Genomic DNA, 23283 nt, shown 5'->3' on the forward strand with positions numbered 1-23283 from the left:
CCATGGCCGCGCGACGCCGCCCGATCTGGGAGGGGGTGACGCGCTCGCTGCGGCGCTCGCTGCAGTGGCGCGTCGTCGCGGCGAGCATGGCGCTCTCGACGCTCGCGCTCGTCGGCGTCTTCGGCTACATGTCGCTCTCGGTCGGGCAGAACCTCTTCGAGACGCGCCGCGACGAGGCGCTCGTCGAGGCCGTGCGCGCCTCGGGCGAGATGCAGCAGATCTTCGACGAGGCGGTCACGGCCACGCTCACGAGCGGTGAGGTGGATGCGCTCCAGGACCGGGCGCTCGACGCCGTCACGGGGCTCATCGCGAGCCGCACGTCGACCGAGTACGCGATGCTCCGCACCGACCGGCAGGGCGAGACGCTCCTGCAGATGAACGACGTGCAGTCGCAGGCCTTCGACACCGACCTGCTCTCGACCGAGCTCCGCACGGCCGTCGCCGACGCATCCGACACCGCGCCGTACTACCAGTCGGTGCGGCTCGAGCAGGGCGGCGGCTCGGAGCCCGCGATCATGGTCGGCACGACCGTCGACGTGCCGCTCGCGGGCCGCTACGAGCTCTACCTGCAGACGAGCCTGCAGTCGACGCAGGCGACGCTCGGCTTCATGCAGCTCACGATGGTGCTCGGCGGCCTCGCGCTCATCGCGCTCATCGGCCTCATCACGTGGTTCGTCGCCCGCATGGTCGTCGGGCCGGTGCAGCAGGCGGCCGACTCGGCCGCGCGCATCGCTGCCGGCGAGCTCGACGTGCGCATCCCCGTGCGGGGCGACGACGAGGTCGCGACGCTCGGGCGCTCGTTCAACGACATGGCTGACTCGATCGAGGTGCAGATCAACGAGCTCGCGACCCTCTCGACCGTGCAGCAGCGCTTCGTGAGCGACGTCTCGCACGAGCTGCGCACGCCGCTCACGACGATCAAGCTCGCGGGCGACGTGCTGCACGACCGGCGGGAGGCGTTCGATCCCGTCGCCGGCCGCACGGTCGAGCTGCTGCACACGCAGATCGAGCGCTTCGAGCGGCTGCTCGCCGACCTGCTCGAGCTCAGCCGCTTCGACGCGGGCGCCGCGCAGCTCGAGATCGAGCCGACGAACCTCGTGCGTCTCGCGGAGGGCGAGATCGCGGCGCTCGAGCCGCTCGCCGCCGAGCACGGCAGCGAGCTGCGGCTCGTCGCGCCCGGCGGGCACTTCGAGGCGGAGGTCGATCCACGCCGCATCCGCCGGATCCTGCAGAACCTGCTCGGCAACGCGATCGACCACGGCGAGGGGCGCCCGATCGTCGTCACCGTCGACTCGTCGAGCGACGCGGCCGCCATCGCGGTGCGCGACCACGGCGTCGGCATGACCGAGGAGCAGGCGTCGCGCGTGTTCGACCGCTTCTGGCGGGCCGATCCGTCGCGCCAGCGACGCACGGGCGGCACGGGCCTCGGCCTCTCGATCAGCCGCGACGACGCGGCCCTGCACGGCGGCTGGATCGACGTGTGGTCGCGGCCGGGGGAGGGCACCGCGTTCCGGCTCACGCTCCCGCGCGCCGGCGCGCGCGCCGTCGTCTCGCCCATCGACCTGCCGCCCGCCGAGGAGCCGCCGAGCGAGGCGCCGCCCGCGCAAGCGGCCGACGACACGGCGAGCGCGCCCATCGCGCTCGTCGACCCCGCGACCCGCACGACCACCGAGGAGGTGGAGCGATGAAGCGCGCCCTCGCCGCCCTCGCCGCGCTGCTCGTGCTCACCGGCTGCGTCGCGATCCCCGACTCCGGCCCGGTGACCGCCGGCCGCGTCGACGACGCCGAGCAGGCGAGCGACCTCGTCTTCATCGCCGAGTCGCCGCGCGTCGGGGCGACGCAGGAGGAGATCGTGCGCGGCTTCCTCGCGGCCGCGATCACCCCCGACGACGACTTCGCGATCGCCCGCGAGTACCTCGTCTCGGGCGAGGCCGAGCGCTGGCGCCCCCAGGCGGGCGTCATCGTGCGCTCGGGGCAGCCCGAGATCTCGCTCGGCGGCGAGACCGCCGCGACGGCGGTCGTGACGGCGGTGTCGGAGCTCGACGAGGGCGGCGCGCTCGAGCTCGTCGGCAGCGACCGGATGCTCGAGTTCCGGATGCTGCGGGTCGCGGGGGAGTGGAGGATCGCGCAGGCGCCCGACGGCATCGTGCTCTCCGCCTTCCACTTCGCCCAGCTCTTCCGCTCGCACGCGCTCGCGTGGGTCACGCCCGACGGCGCTCGCGCGGTGCCGGAGGTGCGCTGGTTCGAGCGCACCGCCTCGACGCTCGCGGGCCGCATGGTCGACGCGCTGCTCGAGGGCCCGTCGACGTGGATCTCGCCGGCGGTCACGACCGCGGGCGCGCCCGAGGCGCGGCGCGTCGGGGAGCCCGTGGTCGAGGGCTCCGTCGCGACCGTGACGCTCGACTTCGCCCAGGTGGAGCAGCGCGGCAGCGCGAGCCTCCAGCAGCTCGCCGCGCAGCTCGCGCTCTCGCTGCGGTCGCTCGGGGTGCGGGAGGTGCGCGTCGAGATCGACGGACTCGACGGGCTCGCCGCCTCGAGCGCCGACGCGGCGCCGCTCGACGACGGCGACGTCGACCAGCGACCGCTCGTGCTCGACGGCTCGACGCTGCGGCCGATCGGCGGCGGCGCGTCGAGCATCGACGACGTCGGCCCGACCCTCGCGTCGATCGGCGCGACCGACTACACCGTGGGCGCCGCGGGCGGCGTCGCGACGACCGGCACGACCGCGCTCTGGCTCGCGCCCGGCGCCGACACCGTCGCGGTCTCGGCCGACGCCGCGCTGCCCGCGACGACCGACGACAGCGGCTGGGTGATCGTGCAGGAGGCCGCGGCGCCGCAGCGGCTGCTCGCGTGGCGCGCGGGCGAGCGCGCAGAGCTGCAGCTGCCCCCGGGCGCCGATCGCATCGCGGCGATCGAGCTCTCGCGCGACGGCGCGCGGCTCGCGATGACGACCGTCGACGGGAGCGTGAGCCAGGTCTGGGTCGCCGCGGTCATCCGCGACGCCGCGGGCCGCCCCGTCGCGCTCGGGGAGCCGTACGCGCTCCCGCGCGTCGACGGCGCCGCGAGCGACGTCACGTGGGCGAGCGCGACGCAGGTCGCGGTGCTCGCCGCTGCCGGCGACCAGTCGCAGATCGTGCTGCTCGAGGTCGGCGGCGCCTCCGAGCAGCTGCCCGCGCCGGGCGAGCCCGTGCGGGCGGTCGTCGGCGGGAGCGAGGGGGCGTCGACGCTCCGCGCGCTCGGCGTCGACGGCTCGCTGCTCGCGCTGCGCGGCAGCGTCTGGAGCCCCGTGCCGGGCCTCGGCCCCGTCGCGCTCGTCGCGACGCAGCAGTGACGTCCTCCACAGCGGCGCCGACGGCCTGAGCGGACCGGCGCGCCCGCGTGCGACCGTGCGGGCATGCGGATGCGCTCGGCACGCCACGCGGCACCGGTCGCGGCACCCGTCGAGGGGCTCGGCACCGCTCTGCGCGCGGCGCTCCGCGAGGCGGCGAGCGTGCTGTGGCCGGTGGAGTGCGCCGGCTGCGGCGCCCCCGACATCGCCGTCTGCCCGGCGTGCGCCGGACTGCTGCTCGCCGGCGCCGAGCGCGAGCTCCTCGACGGCGTGCCGCTCGTCGCCGCCGCGCGCTACGAGGGAGCGGTGCGGGCGCTCGTCGGCGCGTGCAAGGAGCGCGGCGACCGGGCGACGGCCCGCGCGCTCGGCGCCGGGCTCGCCCTCGCGATCGCCGCGGCCCCGGCGGGGCAGCTCGTGCGCGTGCCGTCGAGCCGCGAAGGGCTGCGGCGGCGCGGCTTCGATCCCGTCGAGCTCGTGCTCCGCGGCGCGGGCATGCGGGCCGTGCCCCTCCGCCGCGTCGCCTCTCGCGCCCCGCCCGGCACGCAGAAGGAGCGCTCCGCCGACGAGCGCGCGCTCGCGGCGCACGGCTCGCTCGAGCTCGGCCGGCGCCACACCGCGCGGCTCGCCGGCACCGCCGCCGTGCTCGTCGACGACGTCGTCACGAGCGGCGCGACGGTGCGCGAAGGAGTCCGGGCGCTGCGCGCCGCGGGCTGCGAGCCGGTCGCGATCGTGGCCGTCGCGCGCACGCCGCGACGCCTCCCGGCGCGCCCGGCCCACGCTCGGACGAGCGGGGTATGGTGATCGCCACGCAAGTCGGCCCGCAGCCGCTGGCGCCGACGCCGTACCTGATGGGAGGCAACGATGGAGATCACATTCGGCGCGAGGGGCGCGAACATCACCGACAGGTTCCGGGCCTACGCGGAGGAGAAGCTCGGCAAGGTCACGCAGCTCCTGCCGCGAGCCACCGCCCTCGACGTCCGGCTCTCGCGCCACGCCGACCCGCATGCGGCCGCCGGCGGCCGGGTCGAGATCACGGTGCACGGACCGGGCTCGATCATCCGCGCCGAATCCGACGGCCCCGACAAGTACATCGCCTTCGACGCCGCGTTCCACCGCATCATGGAGCGCGCCCGCCGCGTGCACGACAAGCGGCACGATCACAGCGCCCGACGCCGCACGCCGCTGCGCGAGGCGGTCGTGACCGGCTTCGAGCAGGTCGCGATCACGCCCGCCGACCCCGAGATCGTCGAGGCGGTCGCGACCGGCGCCATCCCGGTCGTCGAGCAGCAGCCCGAGCAGGAGCAGGAGTGGTCGCCGGTCGTGATCCGCAAGAAGCGGTTCCCGGCCAAGAAGATGAGCGTGAGCGACGCCGTCGACCAGATGGAGCTCGTCGGGCACCCCTTCTACCTCTTCGTCGACGAGGCCACCGACGAGTGCGCCGTCGTCTACCGCCGCAAGGGCTGGTCCTACGGCGTCATCTCGCTCGACGCATCCATCGCCGAGCCCGAGGCCAGCGAGGAGAGCGCTCCCGCGGCCGCATCCTGACGCGACCCCGCGGCGCCGCTGAGCATCGCAGGGGCGCCGCAGGGCGCCGGTTGCTACGATGGGCAGTCGGTCAAGGACCGTCCCTTTCCCCCAACGCACGGGAGGCATCCCTCGTGGCCAACTTCTTCGAGAAAATGCTGCGCGCCGGCGAAGGCCGGCTGCTGCGGCGCCTCGAGCGCATCGCCGCCGACGTCGCGAAGCTCGAGGATGCCTTCGAGGAGCTCACCGACGAGGAGCTGGCGCAGGAGACCGCCGAGTTCCGCCAGCGCTACGCCGACGGCGAGGCGCTCGAGACGATGCTGCCCGAGGCCTTCGCCGCGGTGCGCGAGGCCGCGAAGCGCACGCTCGGGATGCGTCCCTACGACGTGCAGATCATGGGCGCCGCCGCGCTCCACCTCGGCAACATCGCCGAGATGAAGACCGGTGAGGGCAAGACCCTCGTCGCGCCGATCGCCGCCTACCTCAACGCCATCACCGGCGAGGGCGTGCACATCGTCACGGTCAACGACTACCTCGCGAGCTACCAGTCGGAGCTCATGGGGCGCGTCTTCCGCGCGCTCGGCATGACGACCGGCTGCATCATCGCGGGCCAGTCGCCCGAGGTGCGGCGCGAGCAGTACGCCGCCGACGTCACCTACGGCACGAACAACGAGTTCGGCTTCGACTACCTGCGCGACAACATGGCCCACTCGAAGGAGGCCATGGTGCAGCGGGGCCACGGCTTCGCGATCGTCGACGAGGTCGACTCGATCCTCATCGACGAGGCCCGCACGCCGCTCATCATCTCAGGCCCCGCCGCGGGCGAGGCGAACCGCTGGTTCGCGGAGTTCGCGCGCATCGCCAAGCGCCTGCGCCCCGACGTCGACTACGAGGTCGACGAGAAGAAGCGCACCGTCGGCGTGCTCGAGCCCGGCATCGAGCGGGTCGAGGACCTGCTCGGCATCGACAGCCTCTACGAGTCGGCGAACACGCCGCTCATCTCGTTCCTCAACACCGCGCTCAAGGCGAAGGCGCTCTTCAAGCGCGACTCCGACTACGTCGTCATGAACGGCGAGGTGCTCATCGTCGACGAGCACACCGGCCGCATCATGCAGGGCCGCCGCTTCAACGAGGGCATCCACCAGGCGATCGAGGCGAAGGAGGGGGTGCAGATCAAGGCCGAGAACCAGACGGTCGCGACGGTCACCCTGCAGAACTACTTCCGCCTCTACAAGAAGCTCTCGGGCATGACCGGCACCGCCGAGACCGAGGCCGCCGAGTTCATGTCGACCTACAAGCTCGGCGTCGTCCCCATCCCGACGAACAAGCCGGTGCAGCGCATCGACCAGCCCGACCTCGTCTACTCGACCGTCGAGGGCAAGTTCAAGCACGTCGTCGAGGACATCGTCGAGCGCCACGAGGCCGGCCAGCCCGTGCTCGTCGGCACCACGAGCGTCGAGAAGAGCGAGTACCTCTCGGGGCTGCTCGCGAAGGCGGGCGTCGCGCACGAGGTGCTCAACGCCAAGAACCACGCGCGCGAGGCATCGATCGTCGCGCAGGCCGGCCGCCTCGGCGCCGTCACGGTCGCGACGAACATGGCCGGTCGAGGCACCGACATCATGCTCGGCGGCAACGCCGAGCACCTCGCCGTCACGCGCATGCAGGAGCTCGGCCTGAGCCCGGCCGAGACCCCCGAGGAGTACGAGGAGCGCTGGGACGAGGTCTTCGCCGAGGTGAAGGCCGCCGTCGAGGCGGAGGCCAAGCAGGTCGTCGAGGCCGGCGGCCTCTACGTGCTCGGCACCGAGCGGCACGAGTCGCGCCGCATCGACAACCAGCTCCGCGGCCGCTCCGGCCGTCAGGGCGACCCGGGCGAGAGCCGCTTCTACCTCTCGATGCAGGACGACCTGCTGCGCCTGTTCGGCGGCGCCGTCGCGCAGCGGTTCATGGCCGTCGACGCCGACGAGGACGAGATCCCGCTCGAGTCGAAGATCTTCTCCCGCACCATCCGGTCCGCGCAGGCGCAGATCGAGGCGCGCAACGCCGAGATGCGCAAGAACGTCCTCAAGTACGACGACGTCATGAACCGCCAGCGCGAGGCGATCTACTCCGACCGCCGCCACATCCTCGACGGCGACGACCTCCAGGGCCGCGTGCAGGGCTTCCTCGAGGGCACGATCCGCGAGCTCGTCGACGCGCACGCGGTCGGCGGCGACAGCGACGAGTGGAACCTCGAGGCGCTCTGGACCGAGGCGAGGACGATCTACCCCGTGAGCATCACGATCGACGAGGTCGTCGCCGAGGCGCAGCCGCGCCTCACGGCCGACTTCCTCTACGAGCAGCTCGTCTCCGACGCGAAGCTCGCCTACGAGCGCCGCGAGGAGTCGCTCGGCTCGCCCGCGATGCGCCTGCTCGAGCGCCGCGTCGTGCTCTCGGTCATCGACCGCAAGTGGCGCGACCACCTCTACGAGATGGACTACCTGCGCGAGGGCATCGGCCTGCGCACGATGGCGCAGCGCGACCCGGTCGTCGAGTACCAGAACGAGGGCTTCGCGCTCTACCAGCAGATGATGTCGGCGATCCGCGAGGAGTCGGTGCAGTTCCTGTTCAACCTCGAGGTCAAGGTGCACCAGGGCGCGAGCCCTGAGGCGCCCGCGATCGAGGGCGGCGGTCTCGAGGAGGTCGAGGACGACGCGGCGAAGCTCACCTACTCGGCACCCGACGAGGACGGCGAGGCGTCGGTGCACGACTCGCGCGGCAAGGAGCTCACCGCGGCGACCGCGAAGGGGCGCGCCAAGAGCGGCAACCCGGCGGTCGCGGCGAAGGCGCAGGCGCAGGGCGGCAACCGCCAGCAGCGGCGCGCGGCCGACAAGCAGGCGAAGGCCGCGCCGAAGAAGGTCGGCGCCTTCGGGCAGTCGCAGGACGACGCGAACGACTGACGCGCGTCAGCCGTCGATCGACCGCAGCCCGTTCCAGGCGGTGACGCCGAGCGGCGGACCGTAGGCGCCGGTCGCGCCGCCGTTGGAGAAGACCGCGGTGATGTGGCCGGCGCCGGTCGTCGGGTCGAGGTTCGAGACGAACGCCGAGCCTGAGGCGCCGTCGCCCATCTCGCAGTCCGCGCCGTAGTTCGCGTCGCCGCCCGCGCCGTAGTCGAGCCGGTCCTCGGCGCAGTGCCGCAGCACCTCGCTGTCGAACGGGTCGTTGCCCGGGTAGCCGGCGATCACGACGCCGTTCGTCTCGGCCGTGAAGCTCACGCCCTGGCCGCCCACCGCATCCTCGAGGGTCGCGCCGTCCTGCGGCGCGAAGCGGATGAAGCCGAAGTCGAAGCCCATCCAGCCGTCGTCGTCGGCGCCGTCGAGCCAGCGGTCGTTCGCCTCGAGGTACTGCTCAGGCACCCACCACTCCTCGGCGACCCAGGTGCCGAAGGGCGCCTCGCCGCGCTCGTAGGCGGGCGCGAACGAGATGCGGTCGTACCAGTCGCGCGTGTCGTCGTCGAAGATGCAGTGCGCGGCGGTGAGCACGATGAGGCCCGACTCGCTGTTGATGACGGTGCCACTGCACGTGTACTCCGCGCCGCCCGCCGAGAGCTCGAGCCGGCCGCTCGTCGTCAGCAGCAGGTTGCCGCTGCCCTCGTGCGCCGTGCCGGGCAGCAGCTCGTCGCCGTCCTCGTGCACGGGGAGCGCGATGCCGGGCCGCACGACGGGGGTGCCGGCCGTCGGCGGCAGCACGACGTCGACCGCGGCGTCGGGGAGGAACCCGTCGCTCGTCTCGCCGGCCTCGCCCGCGTAGAGCTCGCCCGTGTCGCTCGCGGTCGTGTCGCCGCTCGTGACGGGCGCGTCGGGCTCGACGGGCACGACCTCCGGTGCCGCTGCGCCGCTCGGCGTCGTCGGGGCGCGCGGAGCGGTGCGCTCGACGGGCCGCTCGGGTGGGGAGGGCAGCAGGCAGCCGCCCAGGGTGAGGGCGGCGGCCGCCACGAGGGCGGCGGTCGCGAGTCGGGGGAGGCGCACTCGCACCACGCTAGCGGCGCGTCAGGCGGGCGGCGCGACCGCGACGATCACGATCGCGGTGAAGTGGCACACGAAGGCGATGAAGGTGCACGCGTGGAAGATCTCGTGGAAGCCGAAGTGCCCCGGCACGGGGTTCGGCCGCTTCATCCCGTAGACGATCGCGCCCACCGTGTAGGCGAGGCCGCCCGCGATGACGAGCAGCGCCGTCGTCGGGTTCGCCGCCCAGATCTGCGGCAGGAAGGCGACGGCCGCCCAGCCGAGCGCGAGGTAGATCGGCACGTAGAGCCAGCGCGGCGCCCCGATCCAGAAGACGCGGAACGCGATGCCGAGCAGGGCGCCGCCCCAGATGACGGTGAGGAGGATCCAGTCGGTGGGCGAGGGGAGCGTCAGCAGCGAGATGGGCGTGTAGCTGCCGGCGATGAGCAGGAAGATGTTGGCGTGGTCGAAGCGCTTGAGCAGCACGCGCGTGCGCTCCCGCCACGTGAAGCGGTGGTAGACGGCCGAGACGCCGAACATCAGCAGGCTCGAGAGCGCGTAGACGGCCGTCGAGAGCTGCGCGGTCGCGCCGTCGGCGACGAGCACGAGCACGATGCCGGCGACGAGCGCGAGCGGCGCGGTCACCGCGTGGATCCAGCCGCGCCACGAGGGCTTCGCCTCGACCTCGGCCTCGGCGATCGCGTCGCCGGCCGCCTCGATGAGCGGCAGGTGGGGCACGTCGTCGCCGGGAGCGGGATCCGGCTCGCGCCGCAGGCCGTCAGCTTCGGGATCGGAGGTCACGGGCATGCCTACAGCGTACGGCGTACGCAGTGCCGCTGCGGACATCCGGTCGTGTCCCCCGGTAGATTCGACGCGTGCGACTGCGCAGCGCCCCGGGGTCACGACTCGTGTACCGCTACTACGAGCGGCGGCTGCGGCGCGACCTCCAGGGCAGCCCCGTGCCGCGCCACCTCGCGATGATCATCGACGGCAACCGGCGCTGGGCTCGCGAGCAGAAGCTCGCGAGCGTCGGCCACGGGCACCGCGCGGGCGCCGCGAAGCTGCACGAGTTCGTCGAGTGGTGCGCGCAGATCGGCGTCGAGGTCGTCACGCTCTACCTGCTCTCCCGCGACAACCTCACCGGCCGCGCGAGCGAGGAGCTCGGCGAGCTGTGCGAGATCATCGCCGAGCTCGCCGACGGCCTCTCGCACACGCCGGGCCGACGCATCCGCCACGTGGGCGACCCGCGCGGGCTCCCCGAGCCGCTGTGCGCCGCCCTCACCGCGGCGGCGGAGCGCACCGAGGGGGAGCCGGGCATCGTCGTCAACCTCGCGGTCGGCTACGGCGGCCGGCACGAGCTCGTCGAGGCGGTCAAGCGCATCCTCGAGACGGCCGACGGCGCGAGCCCGGCCGAGATCGCCGAGCGGTTGAGCCCCGAGCTCATCGCCGACCACCTCTCGACCGCGGGCCAGCCCGATCTCGACCTCGTCATCCGCACCTCGGGCGAGCAGCGGCTGAGCGACTTCATGCTGTGGCAGAGCGCGCACAGCGAGCTCTACTTCGTCGAGGCGCTCGGGCCCGACCTGCGCGAGGTCGACTTCCTGCGGGCGATCCGCTCCTACGGGCTGCGCGAGCGGCGCTACGGGCGCTGAGAACCCTCAACCTCCGCTCGAGGTGAACTCTCGGTGACGGCGGTGTGTCTTCCGACACGGCGCATCGGGAGCGCGCGTACATTCAGCCGTGTCGGGCACCTTCGCCCGGCGAGCGAGCGGCCTTCGCGCCAGCGAGCACCTCGGGAGGCGACGGCCGCGTGAGATCCGACCTCGGTCGGAAGGGAGCGCCACGTGCCTGCACGCACCACCACCTCCGGAAGCGCCGTCGAGATCGCCGAGACCGACACGCGCCAGCGCACCTACGTGCTCGACACGAGCGTGCTGCTCTCCGACCCGGGGGCCATCCACCGCTTCGCCGAGCACTCGGTCGTGATCCCGGTGGTCGTCATCGCCGAGCTCGAGAAGAAGCGGCACGACCCCGAGATCGGCTACTTCGCGCGCAAGGCGCTCCGCAACCTCGACGACCTGCGCGTCGAGCACCACCGGCTCGACTTCCCGGTGCCGACCGAGGGCGGCGGCAGCCTGCGGGTCGAGCTCAACCACTCCAACCAGCAGATCCTGCCGAGCGGGCTGCAGCTCGGCGACAACGACTCGCGCATCCTCGCGGTCGCCTCGAACCTCGCGGCCGACGGGCTCGACGTGTGCGTCGTCTCGAAGGACCTGCCGATGCGCGTGAAGGCCGCATCGATCGGCCTCTCGGCGGAGGAGTACCTCGCCGAGCAGGCGGTCGACTCGGGCTGGACCGGCATCGAGCAGCTCGCGCTCTCGGGGGAGGAGATCAACCGGCTCTACGAGCACGAGCGGCTCGAGACGGCGGCCGTCGCCGACATGCCGGCCAACACGTGCCTCGTCATCTCGTCCGAGCGCGGCTCGGCGCTCGGCCGCGTCAAGCGCCCGGGCGTCGTGACGCTCGTGCGCGGCGACCGCGACGTGTTCGGCGTGCACGGCCGCTCGGCCGAGCAGCGGCTCGCGATCGACCTGCTGCTCGACGAGGAGGTCGGCATCGTCTCGCTGGGCGGCTCCGCCGGCACGGGCAAGTCGGCGCTCGCGCTCGCGGCGGGCCTCGAGGCGGTGCTCGAGCGGCGGCTGCACAAGAAGGTCATCGTCTTCCGCCCGCTCTACGCGGTCGGCGGCCAGGAGCTCGGCTACCTGCCCGGCGACAAGGACGAGAAGATGAACCCCTGGGGCCAGGCGATCTACGACACGCTCGGCGCGCTCGTGAGCGACAACGTGCTCGACGAGGTGGCCGACCGGGGGATGCTCGAGGTGCTGCCGCTCACGCACATCCGCGGCCGCTCGCTGCACGACGCGTTCGTGATCGTCGACGAGGCGCAGTCGCTCGAGCGCAACGTGCTGCTCACGGTGCTCAGCCGCATCGGGCAGAACTCGCGCGTCGTGCTCACCCACGACGTCGCGCAGCGCGACAACCTGCGCGTCGGCCGTCACGACGGCATCGCGAGCGTCATCGAGACGCTCAAGGGGCAGGACCTCTTCGGCCACATCACGCTGCAGCGCTCGGAGCGCTCGAGGATCGCGGCGCTCGTCACGAGCCTGCTCGAGGGCTGAGGCGCTCGAGCCGTCGCCTGCGGGACCCCTTCCGCCACGCGGGACCCGGTGCACCGGCTCCCGTTCGGTGGCAGGGGTCCCGCGCGCGAGGACTCTGCCCGCCCGCGCGGTCGGCGGATGCGTCGGCGAGCGGATGCGTCGGCGCGCGTGGGCGGGCGGGGCTACCGTGGGCGCATGGTCGGGCCCCGCTCGGAGACGCCGACGCAGGCGCGGCGGCTCCGCCTGGCCTCGCAGCGGCTGCTCGGGTCGACGCTCGCGCCCGCGGACGTCGTCCGCCGCTTCGTCGCGATGCAGGGGCAGGACCTCGCGGGCGTGCTGCGCGCGATCGCGATCCGCTCGGCGCCCGGCACGACGCTCGCCGACGTGCGGGCCGCGTTCGACGCGGGGCTGCTCGTGCGCTCGTGGGCGATGCGCGGCACGCTCTTCGTCGCGGCGCCCGACGACCTCGCCGCGCTGCACGCCGCGACGGCCGAGCGGATGCGACGGCAGGAGCGGCGCATGTGCGAGCAGCGCGGCATCGACGAGGCGACGGCCGAGCGCGCCGCCGAGGTGCTCGTCGAGCAGCTCGCGGCCGGCCCCACCCGCCGCCGCTCGATGCTCGAGGCGTGGGAGGCGGCCGGCATCGGCACGGCGGGCGGCGACGGCTACCACCTGCTCGCGCTCTGCGCCTACGACGGCCTCGTGCGCTTCGGGCCGTTCGAGGGCGACGAGCAGCTGCTCGTCGGGGGAGCGCCGCCCGAGATCGCCGACCCCGAGGCGGCGCTCGGCGCCGCGCTCGAGCGCTTCGCGATCGCCCGCGGACCCGTGCGAGCCGACGACGCCGCGTGGTGGCTCGGCGCCGCGAAGCGCCCCGTGCGCGCCGCGCTCGAGCGGGCGAGCCGGCTCGAGCGCGCGCGGCTCGGCGAGGAGGAGCTGCTCGTCGAGGCCGGCGCCGAGCCGGGCGGCCGCGTCGGCGTCACGCTCGTGCCCGCGTTCGACGAGTGGCTCCTCGGGTACGAGGGGCGCTCGCGCGACGTGAGCGAAGCGGTGCTGCGCGCCGCGGTGCCGGGCGGCAACGGCGTCTTCCGGCCGCTCGTGCTCGTCGACGGCGTCGCGGTCGGCACGTGGCGCATCCCCGTCGCGCGAGGCCGCGCGGCAGAGCCGCTGCTCGAGCTCGTCGAGCCGGTGCCGGATCGCACGCGCGCGGCGATCGAGCGGGCGCTGGAGCGCTGGCCGCACCGCTGACGCGGCTCAGCTCTCGAGCGCTCCCCGCCAGAGGCTGTCGCCCGAGTGCGTCGGGTCGCCGTCGAAGGGCTCGACCGAGACGTCGACGATCGGGAACGCGTCGAGGTCGAGGCCGCCCGGCAGCGCGAGCTGCGTCGTCGAGGCGTCCATGACGCCGAGGCTCACCATCTGCTGCGCGTCCGGGTCGAGCAGCCACACGTCGAGGTAGCCCTCGACCTCGGGCAGCTCGTCGACGTCGACGACGAGCAGCCGCTGCCCGTCGCGCTCGACGACCTCGGCGCGAGCCGCCCCGACGGTCGTCGCGAGCGGGTCGAGCGTCGCCTGGGCGACGTTCGTCGACCGGGGGTCGCTGCCGAGCTGCGTCACGACGAGCACGGCGATGCTCGCCGCGACGGCCGCGGAGGCGAGCGATGCCGCGACGAGTGCGCCGACGCCGAACCTGCGCCGCCGACGGCGCGCGACGTCGATCGAGGTCACGGGAGCGCCGGTCGATGCGGGTGCCTCGAGCGAGGCGGCGGATGCGTCGCTCGCGCTCGTCGGCGCGGCGCCCGTCGCGCTCGGCACGTCGAGCTCCGCCGCGATGCGGTCCCACACGCCGGCGGGCGGCGCGACGGGCACGACGTCGGCGGCGCGGACGCGCTGCGCCGCGGTGCGGAACGCCGCGATCTCGGCGCTGCAGGTCGCGCACTCCGCGGCGTGCTCGCCGCCCTCGACGGCCTCTCCGAGGGCGAGCGCGACGAGCGACTCCTCAGGCAGATGCTGCATGCGACTCCTCCCATCGGTCTCGCAGTCGTCGCAGTCCTCGCGACAAGTGGCTCTTCACGGTGCCGGCCGGCATGGCGAGGCGCTCGGCGATCCAAGCGGTGGAGCGGTCCTCGACGACGGCGAGCCGCACGATCGTGCGGGCGGGCTCACCGAGCCGCTCGAGCTCCTCCTGCACCGTCAGGGCGTTCTCGACCGCGTCCGACACCGGATCCCCCTCACCGGCCTCGAGCGCGCCGTGCAGCGTCTCCGGATCGACGGCGAGCTCGCTCGCCGAGCGGGAGCGCCAGTGGTCGGCGATCCTGCGGCGCGCGATCGCGACGATCCACGCCCCGAGGGGTCCCGCATCCGGGTCGTACGACTCGCGCGAGCGCCACACCGAGACGAAGGTCTGCTGCACGACGTCCTCGGCGTCGTGCGGCGCCATCGCGCGGCACGCGATCGCGAAGACCATGCCGCCCCAGCGCTCGTACGCCTGGCGCAGCGCTTCGGGGGAGGGATCGTGGGCGAAGGCTCGCGAGAGGCGCTCGGCCTCCACCGTCTCCTCGCTCGACACCGCCAGAACGTATCACCCCTCCGGCTCGGTCACGGCGCATCGGGCACTGCCGTGACGACGATGTTGTCCTCGTAGGCCCCGGCCGCGGCATCCCACTCGCCGCCACACGTGATGAGCCGCACGAGCGGGTCGCCGTCGCGCGCGAAGATCGCGTCGAGCGGCAGGTCGTCCTTCGAGAACCGCTCGACGGCGACGATGCGGAACCGCAGGTCGGCGCCCGAGGTGGTCGCGACCTCGACGCTCTCGCCCGCGCGGGCGCTGAGCAGCTCTGCCATCGGCGCTCGGCCGCGGTCGCTGTCGACGTGGGCCGAGAGCACGGCCGAGCCGCGGTCGGCGCCCGGCGCGGGGCCGAAGCGGTACCAGCCGACCTCGCGCACGAGCTCCGGCACGTCCATCTGGCCGTCTTCGCGCACCCCGACCGGGATGACCTCGAGGTCGATGCCGACGGAGGGCACCTGCACGCGCGTCGGAGCGTCGACCGCGGTCGTCGCGGCGCCGATCGACGCGTCGCGGGTGCCGACCGCGCTCGGCACGGGCGCGGCCGTCGCGGCCGCGTCGGGCAGGGCGGATGCGCTCGGCGCGCTCGTGGGGGTCGGCTCGGCCATCGGCGTCATCGACGCCGTCGGCGAGTCCGGCTCGAGCGAGTCGGGCAGCAGGAGCCACACGCCGATCGCGGTGGCCGCGGCTGCCGCGATCGCGGCGAGCACGGCTGCCGGCCGCCACGCGCGCCGAGCGGGCTCCCGCCGCGCGGTGCGCGGAGGGAGCCCGTCGGTGGTGCGCATGTCAGCCGCGCTGCTTCGCGAGCTGCTGCTGCCGCACCGCGATGGTGGTGAGCCCGAGCGCGCCGGCGAGGGCGAGCAGGAGCGCGAGGGCCGACGGCGACGCCGCGCCGCCGTTGCCCGAGGGGACGCCGCTCGGGGCGCTGTGCGCCTCGACGGTCTGCACCGCGAGCGCGAGGTTGCCGTCAGCGGCCGAGCCCCACGCGGTCACGATCGTGTGGACGCCCTCGGCGAGCTCGAGCTCGGCCGGGCCGATCGCGACGTCGGTCGTGCCCGCGAGCACGACATCCGCCGACACCGTGCCGGCCGTCGTGACGAGCGAGGCCTCGTTCGGGTTCGTGAGTCCGGGGGCGACGACCGTCTCGTTCGCGCGGATGTCGACCGCGGGAGCCGCGGCGAGGTGGCGGACGGTGAGGCGGGCCTCGCCGGCGGCGACGGGCTCGGTGCTGTTCGCGAAGGCCGCGAGCGCGGGCTCGCCGGCCTCGGTCAGGTGCGCGTAGAGCGTCAGGTTGGCGTTCGCGGGCACCTCGACGCCCATCGCCTCGATCGCGGGCTCGGCCGTGTCGGGCGTGCCGCCGTCGGCGAAGACCTGGATGTCGTAGCTGCCGGCGGGCAGCATCATCGGGTCGGTGAGCGTGCCCGGCGCGAAGTCGCTGATGGCCTCGTCGCCGTTGATGAAGACGTCGACCGTGAGGCCGGGCACGCCGTGCAGGACAGACACGGTCGAGTCGCCCTCGGCGGCGAACGCGGGGGCGCCGCCGAGCGTGGCGAGAGCGAGAGCGGCGCCGGCGCCGATCGCGAGCTTGCGCTTCATGGTGTTCTCCTTGATGTCTGGTCGGGCACTCGGTGCGCCCTCTCTGCCCCCATATCGGCGGAGGGCCCCGGATCGGTTGCAGGTAGTTCGAAATCGAACATCCCGGGCGTGTCGCGCCGCCGTGGTGGTTGTGGAGAGCGGCCGCGCGCTGCGCTCCGCCGCGGCTACCGTGACCGCGTGACGACCGCAGCGACCGCACCGACGCCGACCCTGGCGCCGCCGCTGCGGCTGCGGCCGGTCGATGCGCTCGGTGTGCCCCTCGCGCTCGCGACCGCGTGGTCGCTCATCGACGCGGGCCTCGACGCCGCCGCGGTCGTGCCGCTCTTCGCGGCCGCGCTCGCGGCGCCGCTCCTGTGGCGCGTCGACGTCGCCGAGCACCGGCTGCCCAACGCGGTCACGCTCCCGCTCCTGCTCGTCGGCGCGGTCGGCGCCGCCGCGCGCCTCGCGACCGGCGACCTCGCGCCGGTCGCGGCGCTCGCGAGCGCGGGCGTGCTGCTCGTGATGGCGGTCGCGGGCGGGATGGGGATGGGCGACGTCAAGCTCGGCGCGGCGCTCGCGCTCGCGACCTCGACCCTCGGCTGGATCGCGCCCCTCGCCGGACTCGCCGCCGCCGTCGTGGTGGGCGGGCTCGCGGGCCTCGTCGCGCTCGCGGCGGGGCGCCGCTCGCTCGCCTTCGGGCCCTCGCTGCTCGCGGGGCACGCGCTCGTGGGCGCGCTCGCCGTCGCGTCGTCGGCAGTGTGACGATCCGTGACGGCGCCGCTGGCGGCCGGTGCTGTCTGATTCCTACCATGGAGACAGTCCCACCCCACGAAGGAGTCCGCCCATGTCCACCCGACGCATCCGCCCGCTCGCCATCGCCGGTTCGCTCGGCCTCGCCGCCGCCCTCGTCGGCTGCAGCGCGAGCGCCGGAGCCGGCGACGCCTCCGCAGCCCTCGGCTCGGCCGACAACCCCGTGCAGCTCGGCGTGGTCGGCGCCGCCGAGCCGTACTGGGCCGCCTACGAGGAGGCCGTCGAGGCCGAGGGCATCGAGCTCGAGATCGTCGACTTCACCGACTACAACCAGCCGAACCCCGCCGTGAGCGAGGGCGAGCTCGACATCAACCAGTTCCAGCACATCATCTACCTCGCGAACTACAACGTGCAGGCGGGCGACGACCTGCAGCCGATCGGCTCGACCGCGATCTACCCGATCGGGCTCTACTCCGACAAGCACCAGTCGCCCGACGAGATCCCCGACGGCGCCGAGGTCATCGTGCCGAACGACGACACGAACCAGGCGCGTGGCCTGCTCGTGCTGCAGTCGGCCGGCCTCATCGCGCTCGAGGGCGGCGGCAGCCCCTACTCGACCGTCGAGGACGTCATCGAGGGGGAGTCGCGCGTCACCGTGCGCGCCGTCGACGCCGCGCTCACCGCGACGTCGCTGCCCGATGTCGCCGCGGCGATCATCAACAACGACTTCATCACCGACGCGGGCCTGAGCCCCGAGGACGCGATCGCGCAGGACGACCCGAACGACCCGGCCGCGGCGCCCTACATCAACATCTTCGCGACGACCGCCGAGAACGCCGACGACGAGGTGCTGAACCGCCTGGTCGAGATCTACCAGACGAACGAGGAGGTCCAGGCGGGTGCGCTCGAGGCCTCGGGCGGCTCCGGCATCTTCACCGTCACGCCGAAGGCCGACCTGCAGGCGGCGCTCGAGGCCGTGCAGGCGGAGCTCGAGGCGAACTGACCGATCCGGACGGGCGGGGGATGCGTCCCCCGCCCGTCCGCGCGGTCCGGCAGGCAGAGCGAGAGGAGGCGGCATGGCGCAGCACATCGTGCTCGACCGGGTGTCGAAGCGGTTCCCGCCCGCGAAGCGGGGCGGCGAGGAGATCGTCGCGGTCGACGACGTGTCGCTCTCGATCGACCGGGGCGAGGTCTTCGGCATCATCGGCTACTCGGGCGCCGGCAAGTCGACGCTCGTGCGGCTCATCAACCAGCTCGAGCCCGTCTCGAGCGGCCGGATCACGATCGGCGACGTGCCGATCACCGAGCTGCGGGGGCGGCGCCTCCGCGAGCAGCAGACCGGCATCGGCATGATCTTCCAGCGCTTCAACCTGCTCACGTCCCGCACGGTCGCGGGCAACGTCGCCTACCCGCTCGAGGTCGTCGGCGTCGAGCGGGCGGAGCGGAAGCGCCGCGTCGCGGAGCTGCTCGAGTTCGTGGGCCTCGCCGGCCGCGCCGACGCCTACCCCGAGCAGCTCTCGGGCGGGCAGCAGCAGCGCGTCGGCATCGCCCGCGCACTCGCGACCAACCCGCAGGTGCTGCTCGCCGACGAGGCCACGAGCGCGCTCGACCCCGAGACGACCGTGGAGGTGCTCGACCTGCTCGCGCGCGTCAACCGCGAGCTCGGCGTGACGATCGTCGTCATCACGCACGAGATGGAGGTCATCACCCGGATCGCCGATCGCGTCGCCGTCATGGAGGCGGGCAGGGTCGTCGAGGTCGGCACGACCTACGACGTCTTCACCCGTCCCTCGACGCCCGTCGCGAAGCGCTTCGTGCAGACCGTCGTGCGGGCGCTCCCGCAGGGCGACGAGCTCGAGCAGCTGCGCGCGAAGCACGAGGGCCGCCTCTTCACGATCTCGTTCACCGACGAGGGCGCCTCCGAGGCGCGCGTCTTCTCGGCGCTCGCGAAGGCGGGGATCGACTTCAACCTCGTGCACGGCGGCGTCGACGACATCCAGGGCCGGGTCTACGGGCTGCTGACGATCGCCGTGCGCGGCGACGCCGACGCCATCGCGTGGGCGCTGCAGCGGGTGGGCGCCGGCGTGCGGGTGGAGGAGCAGCGATGAGCGAGCTCGCGGGCATCCTCCCGACCCTGCTCGAGCAGACCGCGATCATGCTGTGGATCGTGGCGGTCTCGCTCGTCTTCGGCGGCTTCGGCGGCCTCGTCATCGGCACGGGCCTCTACGTCACCCGCCGCGGCGGCATCCTGCAGCAGCCCGTGATCTGGTGGGTGCTGGGCGTGCTCGTCAACACCTTCCGACCCATCCCGTTCATCATCTTCCTCGCGGCGATGCAGCCGATCGGACGGCTCGTCGTCGGCAAGGGCATCGGCACCGAGTACGCGATCTTCGCGATCGCGCTCGCGGCGACCTTCGGCATCGCCCGCATCGTCGAGCAGAACCTCGTCTCGATCCCGACGGGCGTCATCGAGGCGGCGCGCTCGACCGGTGCGAGCCCGTGGCGCATCATCCGCACCGTCATCCTCCCGGAGGCGCTCGGGCCGCTCGTGCTCGGCTACACCTTCGCGGTCATCGCGATCGTCGACATGTCGGCCGTCGCGGGCCTCGTCGGCGGGGACGGGCTCGGCAACTGGGCGATCACCTACGGCTACCGCCAGTTCGACCCGCTCGTGACGTGGTCGGCGCTGCTCGTGATCGTCGTCGTGGTGCAGCTCATCCAGGCGCTCGGCAACTGGCTCGCGCGCCGCATCATGCGGCGCTGAGAGCAGCCCTGCCTCAGCAGCGGGCGGCGCGCGCGTCAGACGGGCGGATGCGTGAGGTCGGCTGCGTAGGCGAGCACCGACCGGCGGTAGATCGGCAGCGTCGGCGCGAGCGCTTCGAGCGCGACCCGGAGCGCCTCGTCGTGCCGGCCGGCGCCGTGGAGCGCGAGCGCGAGGAACGCGTCGCGCGCCGCTCCCGTCGAGGGATGCTCGGGCGCCGCCTCGAGCATCGCGATCGCCTCGTCGACGTGCCCGAGGTTGCGGAGCGTCGACGCGTGCTGGATCACGAGCTGCGCGGCCCGCGCGGGATCGGCCTCCGCGAGGCCGGCATCGGTCGCCGCGCGGTACAGCACGTCGGCGTCCGCCTCGAGGCCCGCCGCGTCGTGCGCGCCCGCGAGCTCGAAGAGCCCGATCGCCACGACCGGCGCGCGCTCGGCCAGCGCCGACATCGGTGCGATGCGCGCCTCGTCGTCGAGCGACTCGTCGTCCCACAGCGCCGCGACCTCGTCCTCCCAGGTCGCGGCCGACGCATCCGTCATCGCACGTCCAGCCCGGTGTGGTGCGCCGCGAACGCGAGCTGGTCGGCGAACTCGAGCGCCGCCGCGTCCTTCGGCTTGCCCATGCCGTGCCCGGCGCGCGTGTCGACCGAGAGCAGCACCGGCGCATCCGCCCCCGTCGCCGCTTGCGCGCGCTGCAGCTCGGCGGCGAACTTGAACGAGTGCGCGGGCACGACGCGGTCGTCGTGGTCGCCCGTCGTGATGAGCGTCGGCGGGTAGGCGACGCCGTCGCGCACGTTGTGGAGCGGCGAGTAGGCGCGCAGGTACGCGTGCGCCTCGGCGTCGTCGGGGTCGCCGTAGTCGCTCGCCCACGCCCAGCCGATCGTGAAGCGGTGGTAGCGCAGCATGTCGAGCACGCCGACGCCCGGCAGGACCGCGGCCCACAGCTCGGGCCGCTGCGTGAGCGCGGCGCCCGCGAGCAGGCCGCCGTTCGAGCGGCCGTGCAGCGCGAGCTGCTCGCGCGTCGTCACGCCCGTCGCGATGAGGTGCTCGGCGATCGCGAAGAGGTCGTCGAAGACCTGCTGCTTGCGCTCCTTCGTGCCGCCCTTGTGCCACTCGGAGCCGAACTCGCCGCCGCCGCGCAGGTTGGGCACGACGAGCACGCCGCCCGCCTCGACCCACGCCGCGAGCACGGCGCGGAAGGCGGGGTTCATCGGGATGTTGAAGCCGCCGTAGCCCCAGATGAGGGTGGGGCGGGGCGCGTCGCCCGCGTCGCCTGCGGGCCGCACGAGGAACGCCGGCACCTGCTGCCCGTCGCTCGAGGCGGTGCGGATGCGGTGGGTCGCCGCGCGCGGTGCGGCCGGTCCGGGCGCGAGGAGCGCGCGGTGCTCGACGAGCCGGGCGCCGTCGACCACGATCACGTGGCGCGTGCCGCGGTCGACGAAGCTCGACGTGGACGCGAAGACGGTGCCGGTGCCGCTCGACGCCTCGGAGCCGGTGATCGAGACGCCGTCGCCGAGCGGCACGGCGTCGCCGAGCTCGCCCTCAAGGCTCGCGAGCTGCATGCGGTGGCTCGCGTCGTGCGAGTACTCGAGCACGAGGCCCCGCTCGGTCAGGCTCGCGTCGAGGAGCACGTCCTCCTCGTGCTCCGGCACGATCGTCGACTGCTCGCCCGTCTCGAGGTCGAAGGCGGCGAGCCGGTAGCGCGGCGCCGACTCGTCGGTCACAGCGAAGAGGCGGCCGCCGTGGATGCCGATCGCGCTCCACTCGTGCTCGTGCCCCTCGACGAGCTGGCGGAGCGCGGCCGCCTCGTCGCCGTGGCGGCGCACCGCGAGGTCGTTGCCGCTCGACGAGCCCGTGTCGGTCGAGAGCACGAACCACTCGTCGTCGCGCGGCCAGTGGCGCGCGAAGAGCCGCGGCTCGTCGGGCCGGGCGAAGAGCACGGCGTCGGTCGAGGGGTCGGCGCCGATCTCGTGGCGCATGAGCCGGCCCGCGCCCATCTCGTCGGTGAGCGCGTCGCCCGTCGGGGCGTCGTAGGCCCAGTAGCTGAAGGCGCGGCCGCCCGGCAGCCACACGGGCGGGTTCCACTTCGTCCACGGGATCTCGTCGGCGAGGTCGTCGCCCGTCGCGACGTCGCGCACCCGGATGGTGCGCCAGTCGGAGCCGCCGTCGGAGACGCCGTAGGCGAGCAGCGCGCCGTCGGGCGAGACGCTCGCGACGTTGACGGCGACGGTGCCGTCGGCCGAGAGCGCGTTCGGGTCGAGCAGCACCCGGCCCCGCTCGAGCTCGTCGACGGCGTCGGCGACCACGAGCACCGGCTGGTTCTGCTCGCCGCCGTGCCACGCGAAGACGCGGCCGCCGCGCTCCCACGGGCAGCCGCGCGTCGGCGCCGTCAGCAGCGCCGCGACCCGCTCGCGGAACGCCTCCCGGGCCGGGAGCGCCGCGAGGATCGGCTCGGCGAACGCGTTCTGCGCCTCGATGAACGCGCGCGTCTCGGCGGCGTCGCCGTCCTCGAGCCAGCGGTACGGGTCGGGGATCGCCTCCCCGTGGACCGTCTCGACCGTGCCGTCTCTTCTCACCTCGGGGTAGCGCATCCGGCCACCCTACGACTCGGTCGGGCCTGTGCCCGCGTCAGCGCGCGAGGATGCGGCCGAGCGTGCGGGCGTAGTCCTCCTTGATGACGTCGTAGTGCGTCCACGACTCGAGGGCGCTGACCTGCTCGATGCTGCGCAGCTCCTCGATGACGTCGAGCAGCGGACCGGAGGCGGGGCCGGCGACGGTCGCGATGAAGTCGAAGACGCCGTGCGAACGGGCCGCGAAGTCGATCGCCGCCGACTCGAGCAAGTAGTCGCGGATCGGGGCGGTGTCGCCGACCGCGGTGATGCCGAGGCCGATCGCGAGCCGGTTGGGGGAGGGGCCGCCCGCCTGGATCGCCGAGATGCGCAGCACGCCCGCGTCGATGAGCCGGTGCACGCGCGCCCGCGCCGAGGAGGGGGAGAGGTGCACCGCGTCGGCGAGCGCGCGGTAGCTCGCGCGCCCGTCCTGCTGCAGGTGCGCGATGAGCGCCCGGTCGAGCGCGTCGAGCACGACCTCGTCGCGGCGCTTCGAGACGAAGAACCCCTTGAGCACCTCCGCGTAGGTCGACACGCGCACGCGCCGCACGCTCGGCAGGCTGCGCATGACGTCGAGCGCCTCGTGCAGCTCGGTCACGCTCCCGTGGCGCGACTCGACGACGAGCGGGAGCGCGCCGCTCGTCATCGAGACGAAGACGGCGTCCGGCAGCTCGGCCACGAGCTGCGCGACCGGCCGCACGGGCCCGTCGACCGCGAGCATCGTGTGCACGAGCACGTGGTGCCCGACGACGCCGGGATCGAGCGCCGCGACGACGCGCAGCCCGTCGCGGTGCAGGCGCTGGAGCCGCTGCGAGACGAGGTCGCGGCTCGCGCCGACCGTCGCGGCGAGCTCGCTGATGCTCGCGCGACCGTCTGCCTGCAGCGCGCGCGCGAGCGCCGCATCGATTCGGCTGCCGTCCCTGCCGGGCTCCGTGGCCATGCTCGCTCCTCGTCGGTGTGGCGAAGTCCGCGCATCTGCGGCGCGGGCGACGCAGATCGCCGGTGCCGGCCATCGTACGTGACGCATCCTCGGCCCGAT

Annotated in this window: 21 protein-coding genes; 12 read left to right on the forward strand and 9 right to left on the reverse strand. The window is 73.9% G+C overall.

The window, feature by feature from the left end:
- Positions 1-2: 2 nt before the first annotated feature.
- The 5 genes from mtrB (at position 3) to secA (ending at position 7788) form a co-directional block, all read left to right on the forward strand.
- A complete protein-coding gene (gene mtrB, locus L332_RS24860; RefSeq protein ID WP_021011019.1) occupies positions 3-1688 on the forward strand; it encodes an MtrAB system histidine kinase MtrB in 1686 nt (561 codons plus the stop codon).
- Positions 1685-3331 (forward strand): LpqB family beta-propeller domain-containing protein, encoded by a 1647-nt coding sequence (locus tag L332_RS24865; RefSeq protein ID WP_021011020.1) that lies wholly within the window; start codon positions 1685-1687, stop codon positions 3329-3331. The genes mtrB and L332_RS24865 overlap by 4 nt, the downstream gene beginning before the upstream one ends.
- A 63-nt stretch (positions 3332-3394) precedes the next feature.
- The gene (locus L332_RS24870; protein WP_021065060.1) at positions 3395-4129 is read left to right on the forward strand and encodes a ComF family protein; all 735 of its coding nucleotides are present in this window, start codon (positions 3395-3397) and stop codon (positions 4127-4129) included.
- A gap of 60 nt (positions 4130-4189) precedes the next feature.
- Positions 4190-4873 (forward strand): ribosome hibernation-promoting factor, HPF/YfiA family, encoded by a 684-nt coding sequence (gene hpf / locus L332_RS24875; RefSeq protein WP_021011022.1) that lies wholly within the window; start codon positions 4190-4192, stop codon positions 4871-4873.
- Between the two features lie 113 nt (positions 4874-4986).
- On the forward strand, positions 4987-7788 hold the full coding sequence (gene secA / locus L332_RS24880) for a preprotein translocase subunit SecA (protein ID WP_021011023.1): 2802 nt from the start codon (positions 4987-4989) through the stop codon (positions 7786-7788).
- A 6-nt stretch (positions 7789-7794) separates the two neighbouring features.
- Here secA and L332_RS30375 read toward each other — a convergent pair whose 3' ends face one another.
- Together L332_RS30375 and trhA are read right to left on the reverse strand one after the other, a co-directional pair.
- Positions 7795-8856: a trypsin-like serine peptidase gene (locus L332_RS30375; RefSeq protein ID WP_021065061.1), complete on the reverse strand. Its 1062-nt coding sequence runs from the start codon at positions 8854-8856 to the stop codon at positions 7795-7797.
- Between the two features lie 21 nt (positions 8857-8877).
- The gene (gene trhA / locus L332_RS24890) at positions 8878-9639 is read right to left on the reverse strand and encodes a PAQR family membrane homeostasis protein TrhA (protein ID WP_021011025.1); all 762 of its coding nucleotides are present in this window, start codon (positions 9637-9639) and stop codon (positions 8878-8880) included.
- Positions 9640-9707: 68 nt separating this feature from the next.
- On the opposite strand from trhA, the gene uppS reads away from it, so the two are divergent.
- The 3 genes from uppS (at position 9708) to L332_RS24905 (ending at position 13235) form a co-directional block, all read left to right on the forward strand.
- Complete coding sequence (gene uppS / locus L332_RS24895; RefSeq protein ID WP_031223950.1) at positions 9708-10484, forward strand: polyprenyl diphosphate synthase; 777 nt, start codon at positions 9708-9710, stop codon at positions 10482-10484.
- 192 nt (positions 10485-10676) lie between these two features.
- Positions 10677-12011, forward strand: a complete 1335-nt coding sequence (locus L332_RS24900) for a PhoH family protein (protein ID WP_021011027.1) — start codon at positions 10677-10679, stop codon at positions 12009-12011.
- Between the two features lie 174 nt (positions 12012-12185).
- A complete protein-coding gene (locus L332_RS24905; RefSeq protein WP_021011028.1) occupies positions 12186-13235 on the forward strand; it encodes a winged helix DNA-binding domain-containing protein in 1050 nt (349 codons plus the stop codon).
- A 6-nt stretch (positions 13236-13241) separates the two neighbouring features.
- On the opposite strand, the gene L332_RS24910 is transcribed toward L332_RS24905, so the two are convergent.
- The 4 genes from L332_RS24910 to L332_RS24925 are packed head-to-tail and all read right to left on the reverse strand — an operon-like array spanning position 13242 to position 16146.
- Positions 13242-14000 (reverse strand): anti-sigma factor, encoded by a 759-nt coding sequence (locus L332_RS24910; protein WP_021011029.1) that lies wholly within the window; start codon positions 13998-14000, stop codon positions 13242-13244.
- Entirely contained in the window at positions 13984-14553 is a 570-nt protein-coding gene (locus tag L332_RS24915; RefSeq protein WP_021065062.1) for an RNA polymerase sigma factor, read from the reverse strand. The genes L332_RS24910 and L332_RS24915 overlap by 17 nt, the downstream gene beginning before the upstream one ends.
- Before the next feature lie 29 nt (positions 14554-14582).
- Positions 14583-15335: a class F sortase gene (locus L332_RS24920; RefSeq protein ID WP_021011031.1), complete on the reverse strand. Its 753-nt coding sequence runs from the start codon at positions 15333-15335 to the stop codon at positions 14583-14585.
- A gap of 1 nt (position 15336) precedes the next feature.
- Positions 15337-16146 carry a DUF4397 domain-containing protein gene (locus L332_RS24925; RefSeq protein WP_021011032.1) on the reverse strand — a complete coding sequence of 270 codons (810 nt, stop codon included), beginning with the start codon at positions 16144-16146 and terminating at the stop codon, positions 15337-15339.
- 177 nt (positions 16147-16323) lie between these two features.
- On the opposite strand from L332_RS24925, the gene L332_RS24930 reads away from it, so the two are divergent.
- The 4 genes from L332_RS24930 (at position 16324) to L332_RS24945 (ending at position 19639) form a co-directional block, all read left to right on the forward strand.
- Entirely contained in the window at positions 16324-16887 is a 564-nt protein-coding gene (locus tag L332_RS24930) for a prepilin peptidase (protein ID WP_021011033.1), read from the forward strand.
- Between the two features lie 82 nt (positions 16888-16969).
- Positions 16970-17878 carry a MetQ/NlpA family ABC transporter substrate-binding protein gene (locus L332_RS24935; protein ID WP_021011034.1) on the forward strand — a complete coding sequence of 303 codons (909 nt, stop codon included), beginning with the start codon at positions 16970-16972 and terminating at the stop codon, positions 17876-17878.
- A gap of 73 nt (positions 17879-17951) precedes the next feature.
- Positions 17952-18983 carry a methionine ABC transporter ATP-binding protein gene (locus L332_RS24940; protein WP_021011035.1) on the forward strand — a complete coding sequence of 344 codons (1032 nt, stop codon included), beginning with the start codon at positions 17952-17954 and terminating at the stop codon, positions 18981-18983.
- A complete protein-coding gene (locus tag L332_RS24945) occupies positions 18980-19639 on the forward strand; it encodes a methionine ABC transporter permease (RefSeq protein ID WP_021011036.1) in 660 nt (219 codons plus the stop codon). Before L332_RS24940 ends, L332_RS24945 begins: the two co-directional genes overlap by 4 nt.
- Before the next feature lie 35 nt (positions 19640-19674).
- Here L332_RS24945 and L332_RS24950 read toward each other — a convergent pair whose 3' ends face one another.
- The 3 genes from L332_RS24950 to L332_RS24960 are packed head-to-tail and all read right to left on the reverse strand — an operon-like array spanning position 19675 to position 23184.
- Entirely contained in the window at positions 19675-20175 is a 501-nt protein-coding gene (locus tag L332_RS24950; RefSeq protein ID WP_021011037.1) for a tetratricopeptide repeat protein, read from the reverse strand.
- Positions 20172-22226 carry a prolyl oligopeptidase family serine peptidase gene (locus L332_RS24955; RefSeq protein ID WP_021011038.1) on the reverse strand — a complete coding sequence of 685 codons (2055 nt, stop codon included), beginning with the start codon at positions 22224-22226 and terminating at the stop codon, positions 20172-20174. Before L332_RS24955 ends, L332_RS24950 begins: the two co-directional genes overlap by 4 nt.
- A gap of 37 nt (positions 22227-22263) precedes the next feature.
- Positions 22264-23184: an Lrp/AsnC family transcriptional regulator gene (locus L332_RS24960; RefSeq protein ID WP_021011039.1), complete on the reverse strand. Its 921-nt coding sequence runs from the start codon at positions 23182-23184 to the stop codon at positions 22264-22266.
- Between the last annotated feature and the right edge of the window lie 99 nt (positions 23185-23283).

Origin of the sequence: Agrococcus pavilionensis RW1 (assembly GCF_000400485.1) — a bacterium.
In the GTDB taxonomy this organism is placed as follows: Bacteria; Actinomycetota; Actinomycetes; order Actinomycetales; family Microbacteriaceae; genus Agrococcus; species Agrococcus pavilionensis.

What these genes read in the sequence shown, in the direction of transcription:
- L332_RS24925 (WP_021011032.1), bottom strand. Translation starts at nt 16,146, where the DNA reads ATGAAGCGCAAGCTCGCGATCGGCGCCGGCGCCGCTCTCGCTCTCGCC.
- trhA (WP_021011025.1), bottom strand. Translation starts at nt 9,639, where the DNA reads ATGCCCGTGACCTCCGATCCCGAAGCTGACGGCCTGCGGCGCGAGCCG.
- mtrB (WP_021011019.1), top strand. Translation starts at nt 3, where the DNA reads ATGGCCGCGCGACGCCGCCCGATCTGGGAGGGGGTGACGCGCTCGCTG.
- L332_RS24950 (WP_021011037.1), bottom strand. Translation starts at nt 20,175, where the DNA reads ATGACGGATGCGTCGGCCGCGACCTGGGAGGACGAGGTCGCGGCGCTG.
- L332_RS24865 (WP_021011020.1), top strand. Translation starts at nt 1,685, where the DNA reads ATGAAGCGCGCCCTCGCCGCCCTCGCCGCGCTGCTCGTGCTCACCGGC.
- L332_RS24870 (WP_021065060.1), top strand. Translation starts at nt 3,395, where the DNA reads ATGCGGATGCGCTCGGCACGCCACGCGGCACCGGTCGCGGCACCCGTC.
- L332_RS24945 (WP_021011036.1), top strand. Translation starts at nt 18,980, where the DNA reads ATGAGCGAGCTCGCGGGCATCCTCCCGACCCTGCTCGAGCAGACCGCG.
- hpf (WP_021011022.1), top strand. Translation starts at nt 4,190, where the DNA reads ATGGAGATCACATTCGGCGCGAGGGGCGCGAACATCACCGACAGGTTC.
- L332_RS24935 (WP_021011034.1), top strand. Translation starts at nt 16,970, where the DNA reads ATGTCCACCCGACGCATCCGCCCGCTCGCCATCGCCGGTTCGCTCGGC.
- L332_RS24960 (WP_021011039.1), bottom strand. Translation starts at nt 23,184, where the DNA reads ATGGCCACGGAGCCCGGCAGGGACGGCAGCCGAATCGATGCGGCGCTC.
- L332_RS24940 (WP_021011035.1), top strand. Translation starts at nt 17,952, where the DNA reads ATGGCGCAGCACATCGTGCTCGACCGGGTGTCGAAGCGGTTCCCGCCC.
- L332_RS24920 (WP_021011031.1), bottom strand. Translation starts at nt 15,335, where the DNA reads ATGCGCACCACCGACGGGCTCCCTCCGCGCACCGCGCGGCGGGAGCCC.
- L332_RS24955 (WP_021011038.1), bottom strand. Translation starts at nt 22,226, where the DNA reads ATGCGCTACCCCGAGGTGAGAAGAGACGGCACGGTCGAGACGGTCCAC.
- L332_RS24910 (WP_021011029.1), bottom strand. Translation starts at nt 14,000, where the DNA reads ATGCAGCATCTGCCTGAGGAGTCGCTCGTCGCGCTCGCCCTCGGAGAG.
- L332_RS24905 (WP_021011028.1), top strand. Translation starts at nt 12,186, where the DNA reads ATGGTCGGGCCCCGCTCGGAGACGCCGACGCAGGCGCGGCGGCTCCGC.